This is a genomic window from Pseudoxanthomonas winnipegensis (assembly GCF_004283755.1).
Lineage (GTDB): Bacteria > Pseudomonadota > Gammaproteobacteria > Xanthomonadales > Xanthomonadaceae > Pseudoxanthomonas_A > Pseudoxanthomonas_A winnipegensis.
In genome coordinates this window covers 582,867-606,536 of record NZ_SHMH01000001.1, presented here as the reverse complement: position 1 = coordinate 606,536, position 23,670 = coordinate 582,867, and the positions used below count along the sequence as shown (strand labels likewise).

Below are 23,670 nucleotides of genomic sequence, written 5' to 3'. Positions count from 1 at the left end.
GCCTGCGGAGACCCGCCCGGTCGAGGAGGCCTCCTCCGGTTGCTGTACCGCAGCGCACGGACGAAAGTGCAATAGGCAGCGCGAGGGGGCGGTCCGCTAGAATTTCAGTCCTCTTTCCCGGCGGATATCGCGATGGTCCCGACGTCTTCAGCGCGCCCGATGCGCGGCAAGGTGTATGAGCGCGCGCAGGCGGCGCTCGATGGCGTGGTGGCGGACGGCCAGACCCTGGCGGTCGGCGGCTTCGGCCTGTGCGGTATCCCCGAGGCGCTGATCGCCGCACTGCGCGACACCGGCGTGCGCAACCTCACCGTGATCTCCAACAACGCCGGCGTCGACGGCTTCGGCCTGGGCCAGCTGCTGGCAACGCGCCAGATCCGCAAGATGATTTCGTCCTACGTGGGCGAGAACAAAGAGTTCGAACGGCAGTTCCTGTCCGGCGAGCTGGAGCTGGAGTTCAACCCGCAGGGCACGCTGGCCGAGCGCCTGCGCGCCGGCGGCGCGGGCATCCCGGCCTTCTTCACCGCCACCGGCTACGGCACGGTGATCGCGCAGGGCAAGGAGACGCGCGAGTTCGACGGCAAGCGCTACGTGCTGGAGACCGCGCTGCGCGCCGATGTGGCCCTGATCAAGGCGTGGAAGGCCGACACCGCCGGCAACCTGCTGTTCCGCAAGACCGCGCGCAACTTCAACCCGGCCTGCGCCATGGCCGGGCAGGTGTGCGTGGCTGAGGTCGAGGAGATCGTCGAGGTCGGCAGCTTCGATCCCGACCAGGTGCATCTGCCGGGCATCTATGTCGATCGCCTGGTCCTCAACGCGCATCCGGAGAAGCGCATCGAACAACGCACCGTGCGTGCCGCAGGAGACGAGTGATGGCCTGGACCCGCGAACAGATGGCCGCGCGCGCCGCGCAGGAGCTGGCCGACGGCATGTACGTCAACCTCGGCATCGGCCTGCCGACGCTGGTGGCCAATTACATTCCCGAGGGCGTGGACGTGTGGCTGCAGTCGGAGAACGGCCTGCTGGGCATCGGCCCGTTCCCGAGCGAGGACGAGGTGGACGCCGACCTGATCAACGCCGGCAAGCAGACCGTGACCGCACGGCCGGGCGCCAGCTTCTTCGGCAGCCACGACTCGTTCGCGATGATCCGCGGCGGCCATATCGATCTGGCGATCCTGGGCGCGATGCAGGTTAGCGAGCGGGGCGACCTGGCCAACTGGATGGTGCCCGGCAAGATGGTCAAGGGCATGGGCGGGGCGATGGACTTGGTCGCCGGCGTCAAGCGCGTGGTGGTGCTCATGGAGCACGTGGCCAAGGACGGCAGCCACAAGCTGCTGCCCGACTGCGACCTGCCCCTGACCGGCGTGGCCGTGGTCGACCGCATCATCACCGACCTGGGCGTGTTCGACGTCACCGCCGAGGGCCTGAAGCTGGTGGAGCTGGCTGATGGGGTGAGCCGCGAGGAGGTCGCGGAGAAGACCGGCGCGCGTCTGGCTGCCGCCTAAGCGGATCTGGCGAACGCGTAGTCGCCGTCGCGGTTCTCGGGCAGGCCCAGCACCGCGGCCGCGGTGCGATGCACGTGTCCCGACGCATGGACGACATGCATGAGTGCGCGCTCGATGGCGTGCGCGAGGGTGCCGTCGATCTGGCCTTGCTCGGGCTCGAAGTCCTCGGGCGACAGATGCGCGTCCAGCAGCGGACGCAATGCCTCCAGTCGTACCCAGTACATGCTGCCGGAAGGGAAGACCGTTGCAGTCGGCGCGATGGCAGGCAGCCCGCAGCGCACTTCCAGAAAGTCCAGCGCATCCGCATTTGCGCCCATGAACCGCTCCAGCGGCAACACGTGGCCTTCGGGTGCGATCAGGCCCAGGTCGGGCGTCTGGTGTGCGTGTTCCAGCAGCGCGACGGCGCGCTGGCCGGCCAGGCGCTCCACCAGTTCCCGCCGCCACTGCGTGCCGTTGTCGCGGTGCACGGATTGTTTGGTGTGCAGTTTCAGCACCCATGCCACGCCGGCCTCGAGCAGGCGATCGGCGACATGCAGGAAGGGCAGCACGTCGCGGCCCCGGTTCTCATAAGCGGCGACCTCCCAGTCCAGGCCGCAGTCCGCGAGCAGGTCGCGCAGCGCATCGGCCTTCTCCGGCGAGGTGGTGAAGATGGCGCGCCACGCCAGGCCGGAGGCGCGCAGCGAGGCCACGAGGTCCGGCACGGCCTCCAGGTACCACGCGTGCACCACCACGTGCGGGCGTCGATCCGGCGCGGGCACTGGCAGCAGCGCGTTGCGCGTGGCATTGAGCCAGGCATGGCCCAGGCGGATATCCGGCTCCAGCACGGCGCCCTCGGCCCATTCGTTCCACGCGTTGACGAACACCAGGCGTTCGTCGCGGCGATCGGAGGGCAGGCGCTGCGCGATCGTGGCGCGCAGCCAGTCGCGATAGCCACGCGGCGAAGCATGCAGATAGCTACGCCCATGGCCGGCGCGCCGCGGCTCGTTGTCCCAACCGGGGTTGACCGCGGGGTAACGGGGATAGCCCGGATCGGGGCGCGCGACGACCTCCTGCGCCAACGCGCGCCAGTCCAGCGCGCTGCCGCCGTACTCGGGATTGATCAGACGCTGCCGCGCCGTCAGGTCGGGCGGGGTGGCCAGATTGGGCGGAAACTCGATCGCCGCATCGAAGCCGATGCTGTTGGGCACCGGCCGCTCGAATCCCTGGACATAGGCCAGATGCAGCTCGCCGACGCCGTGCTCCCGACACCACTGGCGCCAGCGCGCGGCGGTGGCCGCGGCATCGGGCAACAGGCCAGGGCGATAGACCAGCAGCAGCGGCTTGCCGTCCACGCGCAGATAGCGCGGATCGCGCAGGTACTGGGCGACATGGGCGATGAAGGCCAGGTCGTCGGTTTCGCTGTGCTGCTGGTCGATCAGCGTCACGCCGCTGCGGCCGTCCCAGTTGCGCGCCCAGCGCTCGTTGGCCCAGCACAGGCACAGGGTCAGCGCCAGGTCCGGCGTTTCCAGCCAGCGTTGCAGCGGCGTCTCGAGCAAACGCTTGCCGCCGAACCAATAGAAATAAGCGCAGAAACCCTCGACGCCGTGCTCGCGCGCCAGCGCGGCCTGCCGGCGCAGCGTGTCGACATCGCGCAGATCGTAGAAGCCCAGATCCGAGGGAAGCCGCGGCTGCTGATGTCCCTCGAATTGCGGCAGCGCCTGGGTCACGTTGCGCCATTCGGTGAAACCCTCGCCCCACCACGCGTCATTCTCCGGGATCGGATGGAATTGCGGCAGATAGAAGGCGATCACGCGTGCCGGCAGCGGCGATGGCAGCGGCACGGGCGCCTGAGGCGGCTGATAGCCGATCGCCGCCCGCACCGCGCGCACCTTCGGCCGACGCGATGAAAGCCCCGCATCCTGTCGCCCACGCGGCGCGGGCGGCAGCCAGCCGTGGAAGCGCTGCAGCAGCCGATTGCGAACGCGATCGCGCTGCGCCTGCGACATCGGCACCAGGCGGAACACCGCACGCGCGGTCGTGAACAGCAACCTGCGCAGGCGTGGAGAATGCGGATTCGGCATGCTCAAATGATCCCAGAATCGACGCTGGCAGGCACCCGCAGGCTTGGGATGACACGCAACGACGCGCTGCTGGCACTGCACACGCACTGGCTCGCTCCCGAGGATGCGCAGGCCTTGCAGCAGCAGCTGACCGAAACTCTGCCCTGGTCCATCCACCGCATCCGCCTGTTCGGGCGCTGGGTGGATTCGCCGCGGCTGAGCTGCTGGATCGGCGATCCGCAGGCGGTGTATCGGTATTCGGGGCAGACCTTCGCGCCGCATCCGTGGACGCAGGCGCTGGCGGCGCTGCGCGATCGCCTGCGCGAGGAGCTGGGCGTGCCGTTCAACAGTGTGCTGGCCAATCTGTACCGCGACGGGCGCGACGCGATGGGCTGGCACAGCGATGACGAGCCGGAGCTGGGGGCCGAGCCGGTGATCGCCTCGCTCAGTCTCGGCGCGGCGCGGCGCTTCGTGCTGCGTCGGCGCGACGACCACGCGGTCAAGCAGACGCTGGTGCTCGCGCCGGGCAGTCTGCTGGTGATGCGTGGAGCCTGCCAGCGCGACTGGCAGCATGCGCTGCCGCGCACCGCCAAGCCGGTGGGGCCGCGCCTCAACCTCACCTTCCGCCACATCCGGCCGCTACGGCGCTGAAAGCTAGGCCGGACGCGGCAGCCGCGTTCAGCGGATCTACGGGGAGGCGCGCGGCGGTGTGGCCGGCTGGGCGGCGGCGGTGGTCAGCGTCCAGCCGACGATCTGACCGGTCAGCTGCACCAGCGCCTGGTCGAAGGCCGGCACCACCTGGGCGATGTCCGTGCCGGCGGCCGGCTGGGCGACGCTGAAGGTGCGCGAGGCGAGCACGCTCTGGTCGAGGTTACGCACCAGCTTGGCGTTGACCACCAGCGTGGCCGCCGGCGTGGCGCCGCCGGCGTAGTCCGATTCGAAGCGGCGCACGTCCAGCAGCAGCTTGTAGGTGCCGTGGATGCCGGATTCGGCGCTGCCCACGCCGCCGGTCTTGCCGCTGTCCTCGAACGTGCGCAGCACCGCATCCTCCAGCATGCTGGTCGCACTCTGCGCCCAGGATGCGCCCTTGTAGACCTGCAGCTCGTCGGGGCTCGGGCGCACGGCGATGCGCGCGCTGTCGAGCAGGCGCGGCGCGGTCGGCTTGGTCGCCACGATCGAGGCCGCCACCTGCGGCCAGGCCGGGTCGGGCGTCACCTGCACGGGCGGTGCGTAGATGGTGGTCGGCGTGCGCGCGCCGCCGCCCAGCAGGGACGAGCAGCCCGCCAGGGCCAGGGTCGAGGCCAGCGTCAAAAACAGCAGCGGCGCCTTCATTTGGGTTCGAACTCCTTGGGTGCGTCGCGGCCAAGCAGGTAGCGCGCGGGGTTGCCTTCCAGCCGGTCGCTGACCTGGCGCAGGTCGCGGATCAGGCCGCGCAGCTCGCCCAGCGTGGGCCCGAGCTGGCCCAGGCCGTCGTTGGCGAAGCTGTTGATGGCCTGGCGGTTCTCGCCCAGGATCGCGTCGGCGTTGCCCGCGGCCGAATCGAGCTTGGCCAGGGCGGCATCCAGCTTGGCCAGCGTGGCCGGCAGCTGCTGCACGACGTGGCGGTCCAGGTCGCTGAGCGTGCCGTTGGCGGTGGTCAGGGTGCGGTCCAGGTTCTGCGCCGCGTCGCGCGCGGACACCAGCAGCGCCTGCACGCCGGCCTCGCGGTTGGCGATGTCGCCGCTGATCGACTGCAGGTTCTGCAGCGTGGAGGAGATGGCCGCCACGTTCTTGTCGCTGAGCACCTGATCGAGTTTCTCGACGATGCGGTTGGCCGTGTCGGTGATGTTCTGCAGCGCCGAGGGGCTGGTGCGGATCACCGGCACGTCGCGCTTGTCCACCTCGGTCAGCGCGCGCGACTGCGGCGAGCCGCCGCTGAGCTGGATGATCGATGGCCCGGTCAGGCTGGTGATGGCGAGCTTGGCGGTGGTGTCGGTCTTGACCGGCGTGCTCGAATCCAGGCGCAGCTGGGCGATGACCTGGCTGGGGTCGTTGGGCGCCAGCGACAGCTTGGTGATCGAACCGACCGCGATGCCGTTGTACTGCACCGGGCTGCCCACGCTCAGGCCGGTGACGGCCTCGCGGAACACCACCTGGTAGGCCTGGAAGCTGCGCTCGGACGAATACTTGGCCGCCCACAGCCCGAACAGCAGCAGGCCGATGCCCACGATGATGGTGAAGGCGCCGATCAGGACGTAATTGGCCTTGGTCTCCAAATCCGGTGCTCCGCTAGTCGTTAACGCGCATCGCGCGCGGCCCGGGCCCGTGGCCCGTGGAAGTATTCCTGCACCCACGGGTGATCGAACTGCTCGACCTCGGACAGCGGCGCGTTGACCACCACCTGCTTGTCCGCCAGCACCGCCACGCGGTCGCAGATAGCGTACAGGGTGTCCAGGTCGTGGGTGATGATGAACACGGTCAGGCCCAGCGCTTCCTGCAGGGTCTTGATCAGCGTGTCGAAAGCGGCCGCGCCGATCGGGTCCAGCCCGGCGGTGGGCTCGTCCAGGAACAGCAGCGGCGGGTCCAGCGCCAGCGCGCGGGCGATGCCGGCGCGCTTGCGCATGCCGCCGGACAGCTGCGAGGGCAGCTTGTTGACCGTGTCGGCCGGCAGGCCGGCCAGCTTCACCTTCAGCAGGGCCAGTTCGTAGCGGAAGGTCTCGGGCAGCTCGGGGTGGTGTTCCTTCAGCGGCACCTGCACGTTCTCGCCCACGGTCAGCGAGGAGAACAGCGCGCCGTCCTGGAACAGCACCCCGGTATTGCGCTCGATGCGCTGGCGCGCGGCGCGGCCGCCGTGGCGTGCGTCTTCGCCCAGCACCTCGATCTGGCCGGCCTCGGGGATCTGCAGCCCCAGGATGCTGCGCATCAGCACCGACTTGCCGGTGCCCGAGCCGCCGACGATGCCGATGATCTCGCCGCGCCGCACGGTCAGGTCCAGCCCGTCGTGCACGGTCTGCGCGCCGAAGCGGTTGACCAGCCCGCGTACGCGGATCACCGCGTCGGTCTCGTCCTGTCCCGGGGCCTCGGTCGGCATCGGCTGCAGTTGCCCGCTCTTTGGCCCCTGGTCCCCGGCCCCTGGTCCCTGCGCGACGTTCACCAGCCCACCTGCATGAACCACAGTGCGGCGAAGGCGTCGATCACGATCACCAGCGAGATCGTCTGCACCACGCTGGAGGTGGTGCGCTCGCCCACCGACTGCGCCGTGCCCTGCACCTGCAGGCCTTCCAGGCAGCCGATCAGGCCGATCACCATGGCGAACACCGGCACCTTCACCAGGCCGACCAGCATGTGCCGCAGTTCGATCGTGTCGTGCAGGCGCGCCAGATACATCTGCGGCGGGATGCCCAGGTCGAAGGCGCCGACCGTCACGCCGCCGGCCAGGCCGGCCATCATCGCCACGAAGGTCAGCAGCGGCAGGGTGAACAGCAGCGCGAGCAGGCGCGGGATCACCAGCAGGTCGATCGGGTCCAGGCCCAGCGTGCGGATCGCATCGACCTCCTCGCGGCTCTTCATCGCGCCGATCTGCGCGGTGAACGAGCTGGCGGTGCGGCCGGCCACCACGATCGCGGTCATCAGCGGCGCCAGCTCGCGCAGGGTGGCGATCGAGACCAGTTCGACCACATAGATCTGCGCGCCGAAGTCGCGCAGGATCGTCGAGCCGAGGAAGGCGATCACCGCGCCGACCAGATAGGACAGCAGCGCTACCAGCGGTACCGCGTCCAGCCCGACCTGTTCCATGTGGTGCACGGTGGAGGTCAGGCGCAGGCGATGCGGCTCGTGCACGATGCGCATCAGCTTGACCAGGTTCTCGCCGGTGAAGCTGACCAAGGCCATGATCGCCCGGCCGTTCTGCTGGACCTGGTAGCCCAGGCGCGCCAGTGCGGCCAGGAAGCCGTAGTCGCGTTTCTTGCGGGGCCGGTCGTCGACCACGTCCTCGATGCTGGACACCAGCGCCTGGTGATCCTGGCGGAACAGCAGGTTCTCCAGCGGCAGCTTGTTACGGCTGGCGTAGCGCAGCAGCGCCAGCACGCCCGCCGAATCCAGCCGCGACACCCCGGTGGCGTCCAGCGTCTGCGCGTCGGCGGGGATGGCGGTGAGCTGGCGGCCCACATCCAGGGCGCAGGCCAGCGTCCAGTTGCCCAGCAACCGGGCCCGCGTGGGCTCGGCCGGGTCGATGCGGACCTCGGGCTGTGTCGGGGCGGGCGTGGTCATGGCGGTCTGGCCGCGAGCATACAGGCTATGCCGGTGAAGGTCAAGGTCACGCCCACCAGGGCCCGGCGGCCCAGCGGTTCGCGCAGCCACAGCGCGCCCAGGATGACCAGAAAGACAGAGGCCGACTCGTTGAGGATCGCCGCCACCGCCGCCGGCGCGTACTTGTAGCCGCCCAGCCACAGCACCATCGACAGGCCCTGTCCGCACAGCGCGGCCAGCACCAGCCGGCCCCACGGCACCGGGCCTGGGTCGAAGCGGAAATGCGCGCGCGTGCGCGGCCACGCCGCCAGCGCCAGCAGGCCGGCCACCGCGCCGAGCAGGCGCAGCAGGGTGATCCACAGCAGCGCATGCGCCTCCAGCACGCGCTTGAGCATCACGATCGACACCGCCATCAGCGCGATCGAGGCCGCGCCGATCAGCACCCCGCGCAGCGCATGCGCCGGCCGGGTCTGCCAGGTGCCCGTGGGCCGCGCGATCAGCAGCACACCGCCCGCCACCAGCGCGAAGCCCAGCCACTGCCACGGGCCCAGCCGCTCGCCCAGGAAGGCATAGCCCATCAGCAGCACCAGCGGGCTGTAGAGATTGCCGACCACGCCCATGCGCCCGGCGCCGAGCTCGTTGAGCGCGCGGAAGTACAGCGTATCGGCCACGGCGATGCCCATGATCCCGCTGACCAGCGCCAGTAGCAGCGCGCCGACGCTCAGGCTGGGCAGCTGGCCATGGGTGGAGGCCAGCGCCAGCGGGGTCAGCGCCAGCAGCACCAGGCCGTTCTTGAACAGGTTCAGCGTCGGCGGCGGCAGGGTGCGGCCCAGCTGGCGGGCCAGGATCACGCCGAACGCCCAGGTCGCCGCGCTGCCCAGGGCCATGGCTTCGCCCAGGCCGATGTTCATAGGGAGCAGGTAAGCGGCATGGGCACGCGGTCGCGAAAGGAGCAGCCCATCAGTGTAGGAGAACGCATGCCCCCGCCTACACTAGGCGTCAACTCCCGAAGCCGTGTCGATGTCCCGTCCCCCCGCGCCCGCCACCTACGCCCAGCGCATCGCCTTTGTCTGCGAGATCGCCGCGCGCCTGCATCGCTACGGCACCACCGCCCAGCGCCTGGAGGGCAGCATCCTGGCCCTGTCGGCGCAGCTGGGGCTGGACTGCGAGCCCTGGTCCAACCCGACCGGCATGATCCTGAGCTTCAGCGACCCCAAGCGCGCGCTGGGGGCCAGCGACACGACCCGCGTGATCCGCCTGGCCCCGGGCGAGAACGATCTCTACAAGCTCAGCGAAGCCGACCGCATCGCCGACGCGGTGGCCGGCGGGCAGATGAGTCTGGCCGAGGGCCATGCCGCGTTGCGCGCGCTGGACCAGCTGCCCACGCGCGGTTTCCGCCTGATGCAGATCCTGGCCTACGGGCTGGCCGCCGGCGGCGTGGCCGGGCTGTGGCGGCTGCCGTGGCTGGACATCGCCACCGCCACGCTGATCGGCCTGCTGATCGGCGTGCTCTCGCAGCTGACCGACCGTCGCCCGCAGCTGCGCGAGGCCAGCGATGCCATCGCCTCGCTGGTGGCCGGCCTGGTCGCCATCCTGATTTCCAACCTGGTCGGCCCGCTCAACCTCAACTCGGTGATCATCACCGCGCTGGTCGTGCTGCTGCCCGGCATGAGCCTGACCAACGCCTTCAACGAGCTCACCAGCCAGCACTGGGTGTCGGGCACGGCGCGCTTCGCCGGCGCGGTCACCACGGTGATCAAGCTGGCCGTGGGCAGCATCATCGCCGTCACCCTGGCCCAGCTGCTGGGCCTCTACCCGGAGGTGCGCGCGCTACGGCCGCAGCCGGACTGGGTGGAATGGGGCGCGCTGGTGATCAGCGCCTTCGCCTTCGCGGTGCTGTTCAAGGCGCATCGGCGTGATTACCCCTGGGCGATGGGCGCGGCGATCTGCGGATATCTGATTTCGCGTTACGCCGGCAAGGCCTGGGGCAGCGAGGTCGGCCTGTTCCTGTCGGCGCTGGTGATGACGGCGCTGGGCAATGCGTTCGCGCGTTATTACAACCGGCCCGGTGCGCTGATCCGGCTGCCCGGCATCATCATGCTGGTGCCGGGCAGCGCCAGCCTGCGCGTGCTGATGAATCTGGCCAGCGGGGCCAACAGCCCGGATTCGACCCTGCTGGTGGTGCTGCAGATCCTGATGGCGCTGGTGGCCGGCCTGCTGTTCGGCAACCTGCTGATCTCTGCGCGCAAGGCGCTCTAGCGCGTCGATTTGATTGCGCGTGAAAACAAAAACGCCGGCAATGCCGGCGTTTTTGTTTGTGCGAGGACGGTCGGATTATTTCTTGCCGGACTTGATCAGGAAATCCTCGACCTTCTTGCCGCTGGCCACCAGCGCGGCCAGCCAGCGCGGCTGCTTGCCGCGGCCGGTCCAGGTTTCCTTGCTGTTGGCCGGGTTCCGGTATTTCGGCGCGACCTTGCCCAGCTTGCGGCCGGCGGTCGGGGATTTCTTGGCGGCCTTGCCGCGGGTCGGCGCGGCGCTGCCGCCACCGAACAGTTCCTCGATCGAGTACCCTTCCGCCTTGGCGAACTTCAGGATGCGGGCACGGACCTTGGTGATGGGCGTGCGCTTGGAGATCACGGTCTGGCGTTTCTGGGCCTGGGTAATCAGCGAGGCCAGTTCTTTGGCCGACAGGCCGGACAGATCAATCGACATCGAATAACTCCGGAAAGGGAAGGGATAACCATGCCCATCCTTGGCGAAAGCGGACCGATCCTAATCCAATCGGGTTATCGATGACAAATGTTTTTTTATTATTCGCCAATATGACAAAGCCGGCATGCGCCGGCTTTGTCGATTCCAGGGCGGGAGATTCCCGTGCCGATCAGCCCGCGCGCAGGCGCTCGAACAGGGCGGCCTTGTCCAGATTCTCGGCCGCCTCGGCGCGGCGCGCGCGGTATTCGAAGGTGCCGGCGGCCACGCCGCGTTCGGACACCACCACCCGATGCGGGATGCCGATCAGCTCGATGTCGGCGAACATCGCGCCCGGGCGCAGGCCGCGGTCGTCGAGCACCGCATCCAGGCCAGCCGCCTGCAGCTCGCCCAGCAGCGACTGCGCCGCCTCGGTCACCGCGGCATCGCCCTTCGGGTTGATCATGCACACGGCCACCTGCCACGGCGCCATCGCGCTCGGCCAGATGATGCCGTTGGCGTCGTGGTTCTGCTCGATCGCCGCGGCCACGATGCGCGAGACGCCGATGCCGTAGCAGCCCATCGACATCACCGCGGCCTTGCCGGTCTCGTCCAGCACAGTGGCCCCCAGGGCCTGGGCGTACTGCTTGCCGAGCTGGAAGATGTGGCCGACCTCGATGCCGCGCGCGAGCTTGATCTGGCCGCCGTCGGCGGCCAGGTCGCCTTCGACCACGTTGCGGATGTCGGCCACCGCATCGGGCTCGGGCAGGTCGCGGCCCCAGTTGACCCCGGCGATGTGGAAGCCGGCCTCGTTGGCGCCGACGACGAAGTCGGCCAGCGCGGCGACCTCGCGGTCGGCGATCACGCGGATGGCCTTGGCCGGCTTTACGGGTCCGAGGAAGCCGGGCTGGCTGCCGAGGTGCTCCAGGATCTCGGCCTCGGTCGCCATGCGGTAGCCGGCCATGCCGGCGACCTTGCCCAGCTTGATCTCGTTGACCTCGTGGTCGCCGCGCACCAGCGCCAGCACGAAGCCGTCCTCGCTCATGGTGGCGATCGACTTGACCGTGCGCTGCAGCGCGATGCCCAGCAGCGCAGCCACGTCCTCGCAGGTCTTCTGCGTGGGCGTCTCGACGCGGCGCAGGGCTTCGCCGGGCGCCGGGCGCGGCGCGGGCTCGGCCGCGACGGCGGCCTCGACGTTGGCCGCGTAATCCGAGGCGGTGGAGAAGGCCAGCGCGTCCTCGCCGGAGCCGGCCAGCACGTGGAATTCCTGCGAGGCATCGCCGCCGATGGCGCCGGAGTCGGCCAGCACCGCGCGGAACTCCAGCCCCAGCCGGGTGAAGATGCGCGTATAGGCCGCATGCATGTTGCGGTACTCGCGCACCAGATCATCGGCGTGCAGATGGAAGGAGTACGCATCCTTCATCAGGAACTCGCGCGAGCGCATCACGCCGAAGCGCGGCCGGATCTCGTCGCGGAACTTGGTCTGGATCTGGTAGAAGTTCACCGGCAGCTGCTTGTAGCTGGACAGCTCGTTGCGCGCGAAGTCGGTGATCACTTCCTCGGCGGTGGGCGCGTAGCAGAACTCCTGCTCCTTGCGGTCCTTGATCTTCAGCAGCTGCGGACCGAACTTGGCCCAGCGCCCGGACTCCTCCCACAGCTCACGCGGCTGGATGGTCGGCATCAGCAGCTCGATCGCGCCGGCGCGGTTCATTTCCTCGCGCACGATCGCCTCGACCTTGCGCAGCACGCGCAGGCCCAGCGGCGACCAGGTGTACAGGCCCGAGGCCAGCTTGCGGATCATGCCGGCGCGCAGCATCAGCTGGTGGCTGACCAGCTCGGCGTCGTTGGGGGTTTCCTTAGTGGTGCGGAGGTGGAACTGCGACAGGCGCATCGTGGAGGTATCGCTGGCGGAAAGCCGCCATTTTGCCAGCTGCGCGCCACGCGCGCCGGTCGGCTGGGCGCGACCGGCCCGGGGATGGAGGACAGGCCCTAGCGGGCGCTATCGCGGTCCAGCGGGATGCGCTCGTAAGCGGTGCCGGCCGGGGGCGGGCGATCGGTGATGTGCAGCACGCCGTCGGCGTCGTGCCAGCGGTACAGCGAAGGCCGCGGCTCGCCCTGCGCCTGCGCGGCCTTGGTGACGTGACGCGCCGGGTGGCCGAACCACCAGGCCAGGCCGCCGCCGAGCAGCAGCAGCGCCAGGACCGCCCAGACGACCCGCATCGTCGCTCAGGCGCCCGGCGGGCGGGTGCTGCCCTCGGCCTTGGCGGCGCTCGGCGTGCAGTAGGCCTTGACCGCCGCTTCGGCCAGCTCGCGCTGGCTGGCGCGCTCGCTGTCGGTCAGCAGCGCGCCCGGCTTGCCGTCGGCGCCGGCCTGGCGCACCGGGGCGTTGTTGGACAGGATGCGCTGGTTCAGGCGCGCGGTCGTGCACTGCGCGTTCTCGGCCGGGGCCTCCTTGGCGCCGGCCGTGGCTTCGCCGCGCGCCATCGCGTCGGCCGGGTTGATCTGCCGGCCCTGCAGAGTGCTCTTCGGTGGCGGCACGTCGGAGTAGTGGGTCACGCCCTGGGCGTCCTTCCACTGGTACATGCTCTGGGCGTTGGCCAGCGGCGCCGCCAGCAGGGCCGACAGGATCAGGCAGGTGGACAGGCGCATGGCAGGCTCCGGGATGGCACAGCGGGCGGAATGGCGGCGATTGCAGCACCCCGGGCCCGCACTGGCAAGCGCCGGCATGACGGCGTGAGGGCCGCCGGCAACGCTAAACTGTGGGAATGGACCCGCTTCCCCAGCCCACCCGTGCGCGCGGCATGTATCTGCTGCCGAACCTGTTCACCACCGCCGGGCTGTTTTCCGGCTTCTACGCGATCATCGCTGCGTCCAATGGCGAATTCGTGTCCGCGGCGATCGCGGTGTTCGTTGCCGCGCTGATGGACGGCGTGGACGGCCGCGTGGCCCGCCTGACCGGCACCAGCAGCGAGTTCGGCGTGCAGTACGACTCGCTGGCCGATCTGGTCAGCTTCGGCATGGCCCCGGCCCTGGTGATGTACCACTGGTCGCTGTCGGCGCTGAAGCTGGACGGGGAGATCATCGGCCGGGTCGGCTGGGCGGTGGCCTTCCTCTACGCGGCCTGCGCGGCGCTGCGCCTGGCGCGGTTCAATACCCAGGTCGGCACGGTGGACAAGCGCTGGTTCGTCGGCCTGGCCAGCCCGGCGGCGGCCGGGCTGATGATGTCCTTCGTCTGGGCCTTCGCCGACGGCAAGCTGGAATGGACCGGCGAGCAGCTGCGCTATGTCGCGCTGGGCGTGACCATCGTGGCGGCGCTGCTGATGGTCAGCCGCATCCGCTTCTGGAGCTTCAAGGGCAGCGGCAAGGGCGGCGCCAAGGCCGACCGGATCCCGTTCCTGCTGGTGGTGCTGGTGCCGGTGGTGATCGCGGTGCTGGTGATCGACCTGCCGCGCACGCTGTGCGCGATCGGCGTGCTGTACGCGCTGTCCGGCCCGGTGATGTGGGCCCTGCAGCGCCGGGGGCGCCGGGAGCCGGCGGCGTGAGCGAAGCCGGCAGCCCGCTGTGGACCGGCGAGCAGCACGCCTGGCTGCGCGCGCTCGGTCATACCGTGTGGGTGCCGGGCCAGCTGGCCGCGGCGGAAGCGCCGGCCTTGGACGCGCCTGCCGCGCCCGTGCGCCGGGCGCCGGCGCAGCCCGCGCGCGAGGCGGCTCCGCCGCCTGCGCCCTCCGCGCCGCCGCGCCGTCCGCCGCCTGCCGCAGCCACCGACAGCGCGCCGGTCGCGCCACGCCGTGCGCCGCCGCGCGGCTCGCTGCTGCCGGACCGCCTGCGGATCGAGCTGCTGCGCGCCTCCGGCCTGAACCCCAATACCCCCGAGGCCGCGGCGATCATGGCCGCCTGGCCCGACAGCGCGAGCCTGCGCGGCAACGCGGCGGCCAAGCGCGCGCTGTGGCCGCAGCTGCGCGCGCTGCGCCGCAAGCGCCTGCCGTGAGCGCGGTCCAGTCCGACGCCGGCGGTGCCGCCAGCCTGCGGCCGATGCGCGAGGCGGACCTGGACGCGGTCATGGCGATCGAGCAGCGCGCCTATCCCTTCCCGTGGACGCGCGGCATCTTCCGCGACTGTCTGCTGGCCGGCTATCCGGCCTGGCTGCTGGTCGAACACGGGCTGACGATCGGCTACGGCGTGATCAGCCTGGCCGCCGACGAGGCGCACATCCTCAATGTCTGCGTGGCGCCCGAGCGCCAGGGCCGCGGCCTGGGCCGCCAGCTGCTGCGCGCGCTGGTGCAGGGCGCGCGCGAGCGCCGCGCCGAACGGGTGTTCCTCGAGGTGCGCCCGTCCAATCCGCATGCCATCGCGCTGTACCACAGCGAAGGCTTCAACGAGATCGGCCGCCGCCCGCGCTACTACCCGGCCAAGGACGGGCGCGAGGACGCCATCGTCATGGCGATCGAACTGATCGACGGCGAGATCGACCGTATGCCGCCGCTGTAGGGCGCTGCCTCGTGTCGTGCGGCTGATCGAAAGCAGAAATACTTCGTGGGAGCCGCCATGGCGGCGATGAGGCTCTACCGGTAAAGCCCCGTCGCCGCCATTGGCCAAAAAGGCCACAAGGGCGGCCCCGCCTGTAGAGCGGAGCTTGCTCCGCTGCGTTTCGGCCGGATCGTCGGGAAGCCTCGGCGGAGCAAGCTCCGCTCTACAAGGCGCCTGCGACTCGATCTGAGAGACCGTTGCTCCCACAAATCCTTGATGCCATGTCGGCTTGCTCAAGCCAGCCGCAGCACCGCCACACCCAGGGCGATCACCCCCGCGGCGAGCAAGCGCGCCCGTGGCGGCCGCTCCTTGAGCAGCAGCACCGAGATACCCAGGCCGAACACGATCGCGCTTTCGCGCAGGGCCGCCACCAGCGCGACCGGCGCGCGGGTCATCGCCCACAGCGCCAGGCTGTAGGACAGCAGCGTGCCCACGCCGCCCGCCAGGCCGCGCGCGGCGTTGCCGCGCAGGTAGGCGAGAAAGACCGCGCGCCGCGCCAGCAGCGCCCAGGCCAGCAGCGGCAGGGCGGTCAGCGCGAACAGCCACAGCGTATAGCTCAGGGGATGGGCGGAACGGCGCGCGCCGGCGGCATCCAGCAGCGTGTAGCCGGCGATCACCGCGGCATTGAGCAGGGGCAGGGCCGCGTGGTGCAGGCGACCGCTGCCCAGCGCCATCGCCAGCACGCCGGCGCAGACCACGGCGATGCCCAGCCAGGCGAGCGGTGCGAGGTGTTCGCCCAGCCACAGCACGCCGACGACGGCCACCAGCAGCGGCGCGGCGCCGCGCATCAGTGGATAGGCCTGGCTCATGTCGGCCACGTGGTAGCAGCGGGCCACCAGGGCGAAGTACAGCGCCTGCAGCAGGGGCGACACGACCAGGAACGGCCAGCTCGCCGCGGCCGGCGCGGGCAGGAAGGGCAGGGCGCAGGCCGCGATCAGTGCGGCGAAGCCGGACACCAGTACCGTGGTCAGCAGCTTGTCCGGCGCGCCCTTGACGAGCGCGTTCCAGCTCGCGTGCATCAGCGCGGCGAACAGCACCAGGCAGAAGACGCTCAGTGGCATGGGCAGGCCTGAAGCGGGGATGGGGTAAGGCTGGGTGGGAGCCGGCATGCCGGCGATGAGGCTTTACCGGGAAAGCCCTATCGCCGGCATGCCGGCTCCCACCAAGCTACCACCAGCCTCATCTCGAGCTATCAGCAGGCTCACCTCGAGTTATCAGCAGCCTCGCATCAAGTAATCAGCAGGCTCACCTCAAGCAGCCAGCAGGCCCGCTTCAAGCGATCGGCAGGCTCGCACCAGGCTCCTACAAGGCACCACCGCAGGATCACAGCTTGGCGCGCTGCTCCTGCAGGGCGGTCAGCTGCGCGGTCCAGTCGGCCAGGCGCACGCGCTCCTGTTCGACCACCGCCGCCGGCACCTTGTCGCTGAACTTGGCCAGCTTGGCCTCGCTCTTCTCGCGCTCGCCGGCGACCCGGGCGATCTCCTTGTCCAGGCGCGCGCGCTCGGCGTCCAGGTCGACCAGGCCCTCCAGCGGCACCAGCAGGCGCAGCTCGCCCACCACCGCGGCGGCCGAGGCCGGCGCATCGGCGCCGTCCAGCCAGTCGATCGCTTCGAGCCTGAGCAGGAAGCGCAGCTGCGAGTCGAAGCGCGCCACGCGCGCACGGTCCTGCGCGTCGCCGGCCTGCAGCAGCAGGCGCACGCTCTTGCCCGGGGAGACCTGCAGCTCGCTGCGCACGCGGCGCAGGGCGCTGATGATGGCCTTGAGCCATTCCACGTCGGCCTCGGCGCCGGCGTAGCCGGTCGCGTCCAGTGCCTGCGCGGTGGGGTAGGCCTGCAGCGAGATGCTGCGGCCGGTCACGCCCACGCGCGGGGCGACCTGCTGCCACAGCTCCTCGGTGACGAACGGCGCCAGCGGATGCAGCAGGCGCAGCAGCTGCTCGAGCACATAGAGCAGAGTGTGGCGGGTGCTGTCGGCGGCGGCCGCGTCGGCCGCGCCGCTCAGCGCGGGCTTGGCCAGCTCGACGAACCAGTCGCAGAACTGATTCCAGGCGAACTCGTACAGGCACTGCGCCAGCAGGTCGAAGCGGTAGCTGGCGAAGTGCTCGGCGGCCTCGCCGGACACGCGCGCCAGGCCGGCCAGGATCCACTTTTCCGCGTCGGTGACCGGCTGCGGGGCGCCGGCGAACCGCGCGCCCTCGGTGTTCATCAGCACGAAGCGCGTGGCGTTCCACAGCTTGTTGCAGAAGTTCTTGTAGCCCTCGGCGCGGCCCAGGTCGAACTTGATGTCGCGCCCGTGCGTGGCCAGCGCGGCGATGGTGAAGCGCAGCGCGTCGGCGCCGTGGGCGGCGATGCCGTCGGGGAACTCCTTGCGCGTGGCCTTCTCGATCTTCTCGGCCAGGCGCGGCTGCATCAGCCCGCTGGTGCGCTTGGCGACCAGATCCTCCAGCGCGATGCCGTCGATGATGTCCAGCGGGTCGAGCACGTTGCCCTTGGACTTGGACATCTTCTGGCCCTGCGCGTCGCGGATCAGGCCGGTCATGTAGACATCGCGGAACGGGATCTTGCCGGTGAAGCTGTCGGTGGCCATGACCATGCGCGCCACCCAGAAGAAGATGATGTCGAAGCCCGTGACCAGCACATCCGAGGGCAGGTAGCGATCGAAGCCGCGCTGCTCCATCGCCTGCTCTTGCGGCCAGCCCAGCGTGGAGAACGGCCACAGCTGCGAGGAGAACCAGGTCTCCAGCACGTCGCTGTCCTGGGTCAGCGCCACGTCGTCGCCCAGGCCGTGCTCGGCGCGCACCTGCGCCTCGTCGCGGCCCACGTAGTACTTGCCGGCCGCGTCGAACCACGCCGGGATGCGATGGCCCCACCACAGCTGGCGGCTGATGCACCAGTCCTGGATGTTCTCCATCCAGTGGCGGTAGGTGTTGATCCAGTTCGGCGGGACGAAGCGGATCTGGCCCGATTCGACCAGTTCCAGGCCGCGCTTGGCCAGCCCGTCCATCTTCACGAACCACTGGTCGGTCAGGTAGGGCTCGATCACCTGGCCGGTGCGGTCGCCGCGCGGCACCTGCAGCTTGTGCGGCTTGGTCTCCACCAGCAGGCCGAGCGCCTCCAGGTCGGCCAGCACCGCCTTGCGCGCGGCATAGCGGTCCAGCCCCTGGTACTTGTGCGGCGCGTTCTCGTTGAGCGCGGCGGTGGGCGTGAACAGGTTGATCATCGGCAGCTCGTGACGCACGCCGACCTGGTAGTCGTTGAAGTCGTGCGCCGGGGTCACCTTGACCACGCCGGTGCCGAAGTCGCGATCGACGTAGTCGTCGCCGATCACCGGGATCGTGCGCTGACTCAGCGGCAGCGCCACCGCCTTGCCGATCAGCCCGGCGTAGCGCGGATCCTCCGGATGGATCATCACCGCCGTGTCGCCGAGCATGGTCTCCGGGCGCGTGGTGGCCACCACCAGGTAGTCGCGGAACTCGCGCAGGGTCTCCTGGCCGTCGGCGTCCACTTCGACGTGTTCATAGGTGGCGCCATCGGCCAGCGGATAGCGGATCGACCACAAAAAGCCGTCTTCCTCGACGTTCTCCACCTCCAGGTCGGAGATCGCCGTCTTCAGCACCGGGTCCCAGTTGACCAGGCGCTGGCCGCGGTAGATCAGGCCCTGCTCGTACCAGCGCACGAAGGCCTCGGTCACCGCCGCCGAGGGCTGCGGGTCCATGGTGAAGGTGCTGCGTGACCAGTCGGCCGAGGTGCCGAGCCGGCGCATCTGGCGCTCGATGGTGTCGCCGGACTGCTGCTTCCATTCCCAGACCTTGGCGATGAAGCCCTCGCGGCCCAGCGAATCGCGCGTTTCGCCCTTGCCCTCCAGCGCCAGGTTGCGGCTGACCACCATCTCGGTGGCGATGCCGGCATGGTCGGTGCCCACCTGCCACAGCGCGTCGAAGCCGCGCATGCGGTGGTAGCGCATCAGCGCATCCATCAGCGTCTGCTGGAACGCATGGCCCATGTGCAGCGTGCCGGTGACGTTGGGCGGCGGCAGCAGGATGGTGTACGGCGTGCCGGTGCCGGAGGGCTTGAACGCGCCGTCGGCTTCCCACTGCGCGTACAGGCGCGCTTCGAAGGCTTTCGGGTCGTAGCTGGAGGCGAGGGTGGTCATAGGCGGGACATCGGCAATCAAAAATGGGGAATCGACAAGGCGCGGGGCGGCGTCGGCCGCGATCGGTGAAGCGGGATCAAGATCCCCGGTGCTCCATCCCGACTGCCCGCTTCATCACATATCGTGCTTGTTGAGCGCGAACCCGCGCGCCTGGTACTGGCGCCAGCGTTCGCGCAGCGGCTCGCGCGCGGCCGGGTCGGCCGGGACGACCTCCAGCACGCGCTCGCAGGCGCCGGCATAGGCGGCGTCGCGCAGGTTGATCACCAGCGGGCGCGGCGCGGCGTCCAGCTCCGGCGCGGCGATCAGCACCGGGGTGATGTCGTCGTCCTCGTCGGTGCCGGCGATTTGGTGCGGCACGTAGGCATCGTCCTCGAAGGCCCACAGCAGCTCGTCCAGCTCCTCGGCCTGGGCGGCGTCGCGCGCCAGGATCAGCGTGGGCTGGTTGGAGGCGTAGGCCCGCTTGGCCAGTTCGCAGACCAGGTTCAGCGGCGCCTCGAGGAAGCGCGGCTTGGCGATCAGGTAGAAGTCGGCGCGCATCAGTGGCGGCCGGGACCGGGGACCGGGGACCGGGGACCGGGGGAAAAGCGGAAGCAGCAGACTCCCGCGGCGTGCACCACGTTGCGAAGACGCGGCACGGCCTCGGCGCCGGCAGTGGGCTTGGAAGTGCGCATGACCCGCTGTTACCGGGTCCCCGGTCCCCGGTCCCCGGTCCCGGTGTCGGCGCGGTCCAGCAGCCACTGCGCCAGCAGGTTCACCGGGCGGCCGGTGGCCATGCCGCGCTTGCCCTCGTCGTTGGCCACGCCGGCGATGTCCAGGTGCGCCCAGCGCTGGCCCTCGGTGAAGCGCGCCAGGAAGCAGCCGGCGGTGATCGCGCCGCCCCAGCGGCCGCCGATGTTGTAGACGTCGGCGAAGGTGGACTCGAGCTGGGACTGGTACTCGTCCCACAGCGGCAGGCGCCAGGCGCGGTCGTAGACGTGCTCGCCGGCGCTGAGCAGTTCCTCGCTCAGGTCGTCGTGCTTGCTCATCAGGCCAGCGGCATGGCGGCCCAGCGCGACCATGCAGGCGCCGGTGAGCGTGGCCACGTCGACCAGGGCCTCGGGCTTGAAGCGCTCGGCGTAGGTCAGCGCGTCGCACAGGATCAGGCGGCCTTCGGCGTCGGTGTTGCCGACCTCGATGGTGCGCCCGGACATGGAGGTGATGACGTCCGAGGGACGATAGGCGTTGCCGTCGATGGCGTTCTCCACCGCCGGCACCACCACCACCAGGTTCAGCGGCAGCTTCAGGCCGACCGCCGCCACGAACGTGCCCAGCACCGTGGCGCCGCCGCACATGTCGTACTTCATCTCCTCGATGCCGCCCTGGGTCTTCAGGTTGACGCCGCCGGTGTCGAAGGTGATGCCCTTGCCGACCAGCACGTAGGGCTTGGCCGACGCATCGTCCGCGCCGTTCCACTTGAGCACGATCAGGCGCGGGCGGTTGGCCGAGCCGCGGGCCACGGCCAGCAGCGAACCCATGCCCAGGGCCTCCATCGCCGCGTCGTCCAGGATCTCGGCCTGGGCGCCGTCATGCTGGGCGGCGAAGTCCTGCGCCTGCTGGGCCAGGTAGGCCGGGGTGCAGACGTTCGGCGGCAGGTTGCCCAGCTCGCGGGTGAACTTCACGCCGTTGGCGATGGCGATGCCCTGGGCCAGCGCGGCGTCGTCGCTGCCGAGGAAGGCGACCTGGGCCAGCGCCTGCGGGTCGGGCTTCTTCTTGCCCAGCGTGGCGGTGTAGCGGTAGGTCGCGTGCTCGGTGGCGGCCACGGCCTGGCGGATCGCCCAGGCGGCGTCGCGGCCGGGGACCTCCAGCTCGGTCAGGGTCACCAGCGCCGAGGCGGACGGTCCGTCCTTGAGCGCGCGGGCGGCCTCGGTCAGCGCCTTCAGGTAGGTCGGCACGTTGAACTTGGCCGGCTCGCCCAGGCCGACCAGCAGCACGCGCGGGGCCTTCACGCCGGGCAGGTCGTAGAGAGCGGTGACCTTACCGCTGCGGCCCGGGGCGTCGCCGCGCTGGGCCAGCGCGGCCAGACGGCCCTGGCTGGCCGCGTCGATGGCGGCCGCCGACGGGCTCAGGGTCTTGTCCGCATAGACGCCCACGACCACGCAATCCACTGCGGCGGTGGTGGGCGTGTCGTGGTTCAGGGTGAATTCCAGGGCCATTGCGCAATTTCCGTCGAGTCGGTTTCACCAGCAGTTACGTACAATCGCCGGCCGCCGCGATGCTGGATGCCCCGGCGCCGACTCGGTCCGCGCGTGCGCGCACCGGCATTCGAACCTGCAATTGTAAGGCAACCCCATCCGATGCCGAAGCTGGACCGCTACCTGTTCTCCGAGTTCACCCAGAGCTTCCTGGCCGCGCTGATGGTGCTGCTGATCGTGAGCATGGGCGGCCTGCTGGTCGACGTGCTGGGCGATGTGGCCAACGGCAAGCTGCCGGCCGGGCTGCTGCTGTCCCAGCTGGGGCTGGCCACGGTGCAGTTCCTGCCCCTGATCCTGTCCCTGGCGCTGATGCTGGGCCTGATGCTGGCCATCGCCCGCCTGTACCGCGACTCGGAAATGGCGGTGCTGACCTCGATCGGCGTGGGCCCGCGGCGCCTGCTGCGCCCGCTGCTGCTGCTGGTGGTGCCGATCGTGGCGATCGTGGCCACGGTCTCGCTGTGGGCCGGCCCGCTGTCGCTGCGCACCAGCCAGGCGATGATCGACAACGCCAACCGCTCGCTGATCCTGGCCGGGCTGGAGCCGGGCCAGTTCACCGTGCTCAGCAACGGCGGGGTGGTCTACGTCAACGGCATGTCCAGCGACGGCACGCGCCTGTCCAAGGTGTTCATGCAGCGCCAGCAGGGCGACCGGCTGGACGTGGTCACCGCCAAGACCGGGCACATGTACTTCGAGGGCGAGACCTCGCGCTTTTTGAAGCTGGAGGATGGCTACCGCGTGGAAGGCCCGGCCGGCGACGGCAAGGACTACCGCATGATGCGCTATGCCAGCAACGAGGTCGCCCTGCCCGACGGCAGCGACAAGAAGACCCAGGACGATCCCGAGCTGCTGCCGACCAGCCAGCTGCTCGGCGATGCCCGGCCGGAGGCCAACGCCCAGCTGCAGACCCGCATCACCCCGCCGCTGCTGTGCCTGGCCTTCGCCCTGCTGACCCTGCCGCTGGCGCGCAGCGCGCCGCGCCAGTCGCGCTACGGGCGGGTGATGCTGGGCTTCCTCGGCTACCTGGTGGCCTTCCTGATGATGATCAACGGCAGCCAGTGGCTGGCCAACGGCAAGCTGCCCGGCGCACTGGGCCTGTGGTGGCTGAGCCTGCCGCTGCTGGCGCTGGGCGTCTGGGCCTATCTGCGTGACGGCCGGCTCTCCCGCCCGAAGGGAGCGCGCGCATGAGGTTCACCCCGCGCATCCACGACCTGTACGTGGGCAAGGTGGTGCTGGGCACCGTGCTGCTGGTCTGGGCGGTGCTGCTCGGGCTGGACGTGACCAACGGCATCTCCGGCCAGCTGCGCGACGTCGGGCGCGGCAACTTCACCTTCACCCACGCGATCGTGTTCACCCTGTACACGGTGCCGCGCCGGGCCTACACGCTGTTCCCGACCGCCGCGGTGATCGGCGCGCTGATGGGCCTGGGCCAGCTGGCCGCCAGCTCCGAGCTGACCGCGCTGCGCGCGCTGGGCCTGTCGCGGCGCCGGCTGAGCCTGTCGGTGGCGGTGACCCTGGCGATCCTCACCGCCGGCATGGTGCTGTGCATGGAGACCGCCGGCGCCTGGGGCCAGACCCAGGCCGACAACCTCAAGGCGGCGGCCAAGTTCGGCAACGTGGCGCGCGGCATGTACGCCGGGCTGTGGGCGCGCGAGGGCGATACCTTCCTCAACGCCCAGTCCGGCGATCTGGTGGCCGGCGCCGACGGCAATTCGCAGCTGCAGCTGCAGGACGTGCGCCTGTATCAGCTCGACGCCGACGGCCGCCTGGCCTCGATCACCCACGCGGCCAACGCGGTGCACGTCACCGACAGCTGGCTGCTGAGGAACGTCACGCGCACCACGTTCGCGCCGCGCTCGGTCCAGCAGGACAAGCTGCCGCAGGAGAACTGGCCCTCCAAGCTCGATCCGGCCGCGCTGGCGGCCACGCTGGGGCAGCCGCGCTACATGTCCGCCGCCGACCTGTCGCGCAGCATCGACTACCGCACCCGCAATAGCCTGGATGCGCGCGACTACGAAGAGGTCTACTGGGGGCGCTGGTTCTATCCGATCAACGTGCTGGCGCTGTGCCTGGCGGCGATCCCGTTCGCCTTCGGCAGCCTGCGCAGCGGCGGCATGGGCAAGCGCCTGTTCTTGGGCATCATGTTCGCGCTGGCGTTCTGGCTGCTGCAGCTGCTGTTTGGCCGCATGGGCACGGCGCTGCGCCTGGATTACCGCCTGGCGTACACCGCCACGCCGGTGCTGATGCTGGTGATCTCGTACTGGCTGTTCAAGCGCAGAAGCAGCTAGACGGCAGGAGTGAGCGAAG

At 70.1% G+C, this 23,670-nt stretch carries 22 protein-coding genes and 1 pseudogene; 9 read left to right on the top strand and 14 right to left on the bottom strand.

The window, feature by feature from the left end:
- The first annotated feature begins 159 nt into the window (after nucleotides 1-159).
- The gene (locus EAT51_RS02740; RefSeq protein WP_130561254.1) at nucleotides 160-870 is read left to right on the top strand and encodes a CoA transferase subunit A; all 711 of its coding nucleotides are present in this window, start codon (nucleotides 160-162) and stop codon (nucleotides 868-870) included.
- Entirely contained in the window at nucleotides 870-1,502 is a 633-nt protein-coding gene (locus EAT51_RS02735; protein ID WP_130561253.1) for a CoA transferase subunit B, read from the top strand. The genes EAT51_RS02740 and EAT51_RS02735 overlap by 1 nt, the downstream gene beginning before the upstream one ends.
- Here the strand turns inward: EAT51_RS02735 and EAT51_RS02730 are convergent.
- Complete coding sequence (locus EAT51_RS02730; RefSeq protein WP_130561252.1) at nucleotides 1,499-3,568, bottom strand: glycoside hydrolase family 99-like domain-containing protein; 2,070 nt, start codon at nucleotides 3,566-3,568, stop codon at nucleotides 1,499-1,501. The two genes, EAT51_RS02735 and EAT51_RS02730, sit on opposite strands and share 4 nt — an antisense overlap.
- Nucleotides 3,569-3,610: 42 nt before the next feature.
- Here EAT51_RS02730 and EAT51_RS02725 point away from each other — a divergent pair, with 42 nt between their 5' ends.
- Nucleotides 3,611-4,192, top strand: a complete 582-nt coding sequence (locus tag EAT51_RS02725) for an alpha-ketoglutarate-dependent dioxygenase AlkB family protein (protein ID WP_130561251.1) — start codon at nucleotides 3,611-3,613, stop codon at nucleotides 4,190-4,192.
- Between the two features lie 36 nt (nucleotides 4,193-4,228).
- Here the strand turns inward: EAT51_RS02725 and EAT51_RS02720 are convergent, their stop codons facing one another.
- Genes EAT51_RS02720 through EAT51_RS02700 form a run of 5 tightly spaced genes read right to left on the bottom strand, consistent with a single transcriptional unit; the run spans nucleotide 4,229 to nucleotide 8,679 of the window.
- Nucleotides 4,229-4,873 (bottom strand): ABC-type transport auxiliary lipoprotein family protein, encoded by a 645-nt coding sequence (locus tag EAT51_RS02720; protein WP_130561250.1) that lies wholly within the window; start codon nucleotides 4,871-4,873, stop codon nucleotides 4,229-4,231.
- Complete coding sequence (locus EAT51_RS02715) at nucleotides 4,870-5,796, bottom strand: MlaD family protein (RefSeq protein WP_130515304.1); 927 nt, start codon at nucleotides 5,794-5,796, stop codon at nucleotides 4,870-4,872. The genes EAT51_RS02720 and EAT51_RS02715 overlap by 4 nt, the downstream gene beginning before the upstream one ends.
- Nucleotides 5,797-5,816: 20 nt before the next feature.
- The gene (locus EAT51_RS02710) at nucleotides 5,817-6,611 is read right to left on the bottom strand and encodes an ABC transporter ATP-binding protein (RefSeq protein WP_130561249.1); all 795 of its coding nucleotides are present in this window, start codon (nucleotides 6,609-6,611) and stop codon (nucleotides 5,817-5,819) included.
- A 59-nt stretch (nucleotides 6,612-6,670) separates the two neighbouring features.
- Nucleotides 6,671-7,789 (bottom strand): ABC transporter permease, encoded by a 1,119-nt coding sequence (locus EAT51_RS02705; protein WP_130561248.1) that lies wholly within the window; start codon nucleotides 7,787-7,789, stop codon nucleotides 6,671-6,673.
- Entirely contained in the window at nucleotides 7,786-8,679 is an 894-nt protein-coding gene (locus tag EAT51_RS02700; protein ID WP_130561247.1) for a DMT family transporter, read from the bottom strand. The genes EAT51_RS02705 and EAT51_RS02700 overlap by 4 nt, the downstream gene beginning before the upstream one ends.
- 109 nt (nucleotides 8,680-8,788) lie before the next feature.
- Between EAT51_RS02700 and EAT51_RS02695 the strand changes: the two genes are divergently transcribed.
- Nucleotides 8,789-10,027, top strand: a complete 1,239-nt coding sequence (locus EAT51_RS02695; RefSeq protein ID WP_130515310.1) for a threonine/serine exporter family protein — start codon at nucleotides 8,789-8,791, stop codon at nucleotides 10,025-10,027.
- 93 nt (nucleotides 10,028-10,120) lie between these two features.
- Here the strand turns inward: EAT51_RS02695 and EAT51_RS02690 are convergent.
- The 4 genes and pseudogenes from EAT51_RS02690 to EAT51_RS02675 form a co-directional block, all read right to left on the bottom strand.
- Nucleotides 10,121-10,480 (bottom strand): annotated as a pseudogene (locus tag EAT51_RS02690) (H-NS histone family protein); the annotation flags it as partial.
- A 169-nt stretch (nucleotides 10,481-10,649) separates the two neighbouring features.
- Nucleotides 10,650-12,347, bottom strand: coding sequence for a proline--tRNA ligase (locus EAT51_RS02685; protein WP_130561246.1), 1,698 nt, complete (start codon nucleotides 12,345-12,347; stop codon nucleotides 10,650-10,652).
- 98 nt (nucleotides 12,348-12,445) lie between these two features.
- On the bottom strand, nucleotides 12,446-12,676 hold the full coding sequence (locus tag EAT51_RS02680; protein ID WP_130515316.1) for a DUF4124 domain-containing protein: 231 nt from the start codon (nucleotides 12,674-12,676) through the stop codon (nucleotides 12,446-12,448).
- Nucleotides 12,677-12,682: 6 nt separating this feature from the next.
- On the bottom strand, nucleotides 12,683-13,105 hold the full coding sequence (locus EAT51_RS02675) for a DUF4124 domain-containing protein (RefSeq protein ID WP_130515318.1): 423 nt from the start codon (nucleotides 13,103-13,105) through the stop codon (nucleotides 12,683-12,685).
- A gap of 116 nt (nucleotides 13,106-13,221) precedes the next feature.
- Here EAT51_RS02675 and pssA point away from each other — a divergent pair, with 116 nt between their 5' ends.
- Genes pssA through rimI form a run of 3 tightly spaced genes read left to right on the top strand, consistent with a single transcriptional unit; the run spans nucleotide 13,222 to nucleotide 14,944 of the window.
- A complete protein-coding gene (gene pssA, locus EAT51_RS02670; protein WP_130515320.1) occupies nucleotides 13,222-13,998 on the top strand; it encodes a CDP-diacylglycerol--serine O-phosphatidyltransferase in 777 nt (258 codons plus the stop codon).
- Nucleotides 13,995-14,444 carry an alanine acetyltransferase gene (locus EAT51_RS02665; RefSeq protein WP_130515322.1) on the top strand — a complete coding sequence of 150 codons (450 nt, stop codon included), beginning with the start codon at nucleotides 13,995-13,997 and terminating at the stop codon, nucleotides 14,442-14,444. Before pssA ends, EAT51_RS02665 begins: the two co-directional genes overlap by 4 nt.
- Before the next feature lie 44 nt (nucleotides 14,445-14,488).
- Nucleotides 14,489-14,944 carry a ribosomal protein S18-alanine N-acetyltransferase gene (rimI, locus tag EAT51_RS02660; RefSeq protein ID WP_425479877.1) on the top strand — a complete coding sequence of 152 codons (456 nt, stop codon included), beginning with the start codon at nucleotides 14,489-14,491 and terminating at the stop codon, nucleotides 14,942-14,944.
- 272 nt (nucleotides 14,945-15,216) lie between these two features.
- Here the strand turns inward: rimI and EAT51_RS02655 are convergent, their stop codons facing one another.
- The 4 genes from EAT51_RS02655 to EAT51_RS02640 form a co-directional block, all read right to left on the bottom strand.
- Nucleotides 15,217-16,044, bottom strand: coding sequence for an EamA family transporter (locus tag EAT51_RS02655; protein WP_130515326.1), 828 nt, complete (start codon nucleotides 16,042-16,044; stop codon nucleotides 15,217-15,219).
- 262 nt (nucleotides 16,045-16,306) lie between these two features.
- Nucleotides 16,307-19,135: a valine--tRNA ligase gene (locus tag EAT51_RS02650; protein ID WP_130515328.1), complete on the bottom strand. Its 2,829-nt coding sequence runs from the start codon at nucleotides 19,133-19,135 to the stop codon at nucleotides 16,307-16,309.
- 114 nt (nucleotides 19,136-19,249) lie between these two features.
- Nucleotides 19,250-19,675: a DNA polymerase III subunit chi gene (locus EAT51_RS02645; protein WP_130516179.1), complete on the bottom strand. Its 426-nt coding sequence runs from the start codon at nucleotides 19,673-19,675 to the stop codon at nucleotides 19,250-19,252.
- A 140-nt stretch (nucleotides 19,676-19,815) separates the two neighbouring features.
- Complete coding sequence (locus EAT51_RS02640; protein WP_130515330.1) at nucleotides 19,816-21,327, bottom strand: leucyl aminopeptidase; 1,512 nt, start codon at nucleotides 21,325-21,327, stop codon at nucleotides 19,816-19,818.
- Between the two features lie 141 nt (nucleotides 21,328-21,468).
- Here EAT51_RS02640 and lptF point away from each other — a divergent pair, with 141 nt between their 5' ends.
- Together lptF and lptG are read left to right on the top strand one after the other, a co-directional pair.
- Nucleotides 21,469-22,551, top strand: coding sequence for an LPS export ABC transporter permease LptF (gene lptF / locus EAT51_RS02635; RefSeq protein WP_130515332.1), 1,083 nt, complete (start codon nucleotides 21,469-21,471; stop codon nucleotides 22,549-22,551).
- Nucleotides 22,548-23,651, top strand: a complete 1,104-nt coding sequence (lptG, locus tag EAT51_RS02630; protein WP_130515334.1) for an LPS export ABC transporter permease LptG — start codon at nucleotides 22,548-22,550, stop codon at nucleotides 23,649-23,651. Before lptF ends, lptG begins: the two co-directional genes overlap by 4 nt.
- The last annotated feature ends 19 nt before the right edge of the window (nucleotides 23,652-23,670 follow it).

Bases quoted from the DNA above. Each gene is read 5' to 3' on its own strand.
- EAT51_RS02705 (WP_130561248.1), bottom strand. From the start codon at position 7,789: ATGACCACGCCCGCCCCGACACAGCCCGAGGTCCGCATCGACCCGGCC.
- lptG (WP_130515334.1), top strand. From the start codon at position 22,548: ATGAGGTTCACCCCGCGCATCCACGACCTGTACGTGGGCAAGGTGGTG.
- lptF (WP_130515332.1), top strand. From the start codon at position 21,469: ATGCCGAAGCTGGACCGCTACCTGTTCTCCGAGTTCACCCAGAGCTTC.
- rimI (WP_425479877.1), top strand. From the start codon at position 14,489: ATGCGCGAGGCGGACCTGGACGCGGTCATGGCGATCGAGCAGCGCGCC.
- EAT51_RS02655 (WP_130515326.1), bottom strand. From the start codon at position 16,044: ATGCCACTGAGCGTCTTCTGCCTGGTGCTGTTCGCCGCGCTGATGCAC.
- EAT51_RS02680 (WP_130515316.1), bottom strand. From the start codon at position 12,676: ATGCGGGTCGTCTGGGCGGTCCTGGCGCTGCTGCTGCTCGGCGGCGGC.
- pssA (WP_130515320.1), top strand. From the start codon at position 13,222: ATGGACCCGCTTCCCCAGCCCACCCGTGCGCGCGGCATGTATCTGCTG.
- EAT51_RS02685 (WP_130561246.1), bottom strand. From the start codon at position 12,347: ATGCGCCTGTCGCAGTTCCACCTCCGCACCACTAAGGAAACCCCCAAC.
- EAT51_RS02725 (WP_130561251.1), top strand. From the start codon at position 3,611: ATGACACGCAACGACGCGCTGCTGGCACTGCACACGCACTGGCTCGCT.
- EAT51_RS02720 (WP_130561250.1), bottom strand. From the start codon at position 4,873: ATGAAGGCGCCGCTGCTGTTTTTGACGCTGGCCTCGACCCTGGCCCTG.
- EAT51_RS02640 (WP_130515330.1), bottom strand. From the start codon at position 21,327: ATGGCCCTGGAATTCACCCTGAACCACGACACGCCCACCACCGCCGCA.
- EAT51_RS02650 (WP_130515328.1), bottom strand. From the start codon at position 19,135: ATGACCACCCTCGCCTCCAGCTACGACCCGAAAGCCTTCGAAGCGCGC.
- EAT51_RS02695 (WP_130515310.1), top strand. From the start codon at position 8,789: ATGTCCCGTCCCCCCGCGCCCGCCACCTACGCCCAGCGCATCGCCTTT.
- EAT51_RS02740 (WP_130561254.1), top strand. From the start codon at position 160: ATGCGCGGCAAGGTGTATGAGCGCGCGCAGGCGGCGCTCGATGGCGTG.
- EAT51_RS02675 (WP_130515318.1), bottom strand. From the start codon at position 13,105: ATGCGCCTGTCCACCTGCCTGATCCTGTCGGCCCTGCTGGCGGCGCCG.
- EAT51_RS02700 (WP_130561247.1), bottom strand. From the start codon at position 8,679: ATGAACATCGGCCTGGGCGAAGCCATGGCCCTGGGCAGCGCGGCGACC.
- EAT51_RS02710 (WP_130561249.1), bottom strand. From the start codon at position 6,611: ATGCCGACCGAGGCCCCGGGACAGGACGAGACCGACGCGGTGATCCGC.
- EAT51_RS02735 (WP_130561253.1), top strand. From the start codon at position 870: ATGGCCTGGACCCGCGAACAGATGGCCGCGCGCGCCGCGCAGGAGCTG.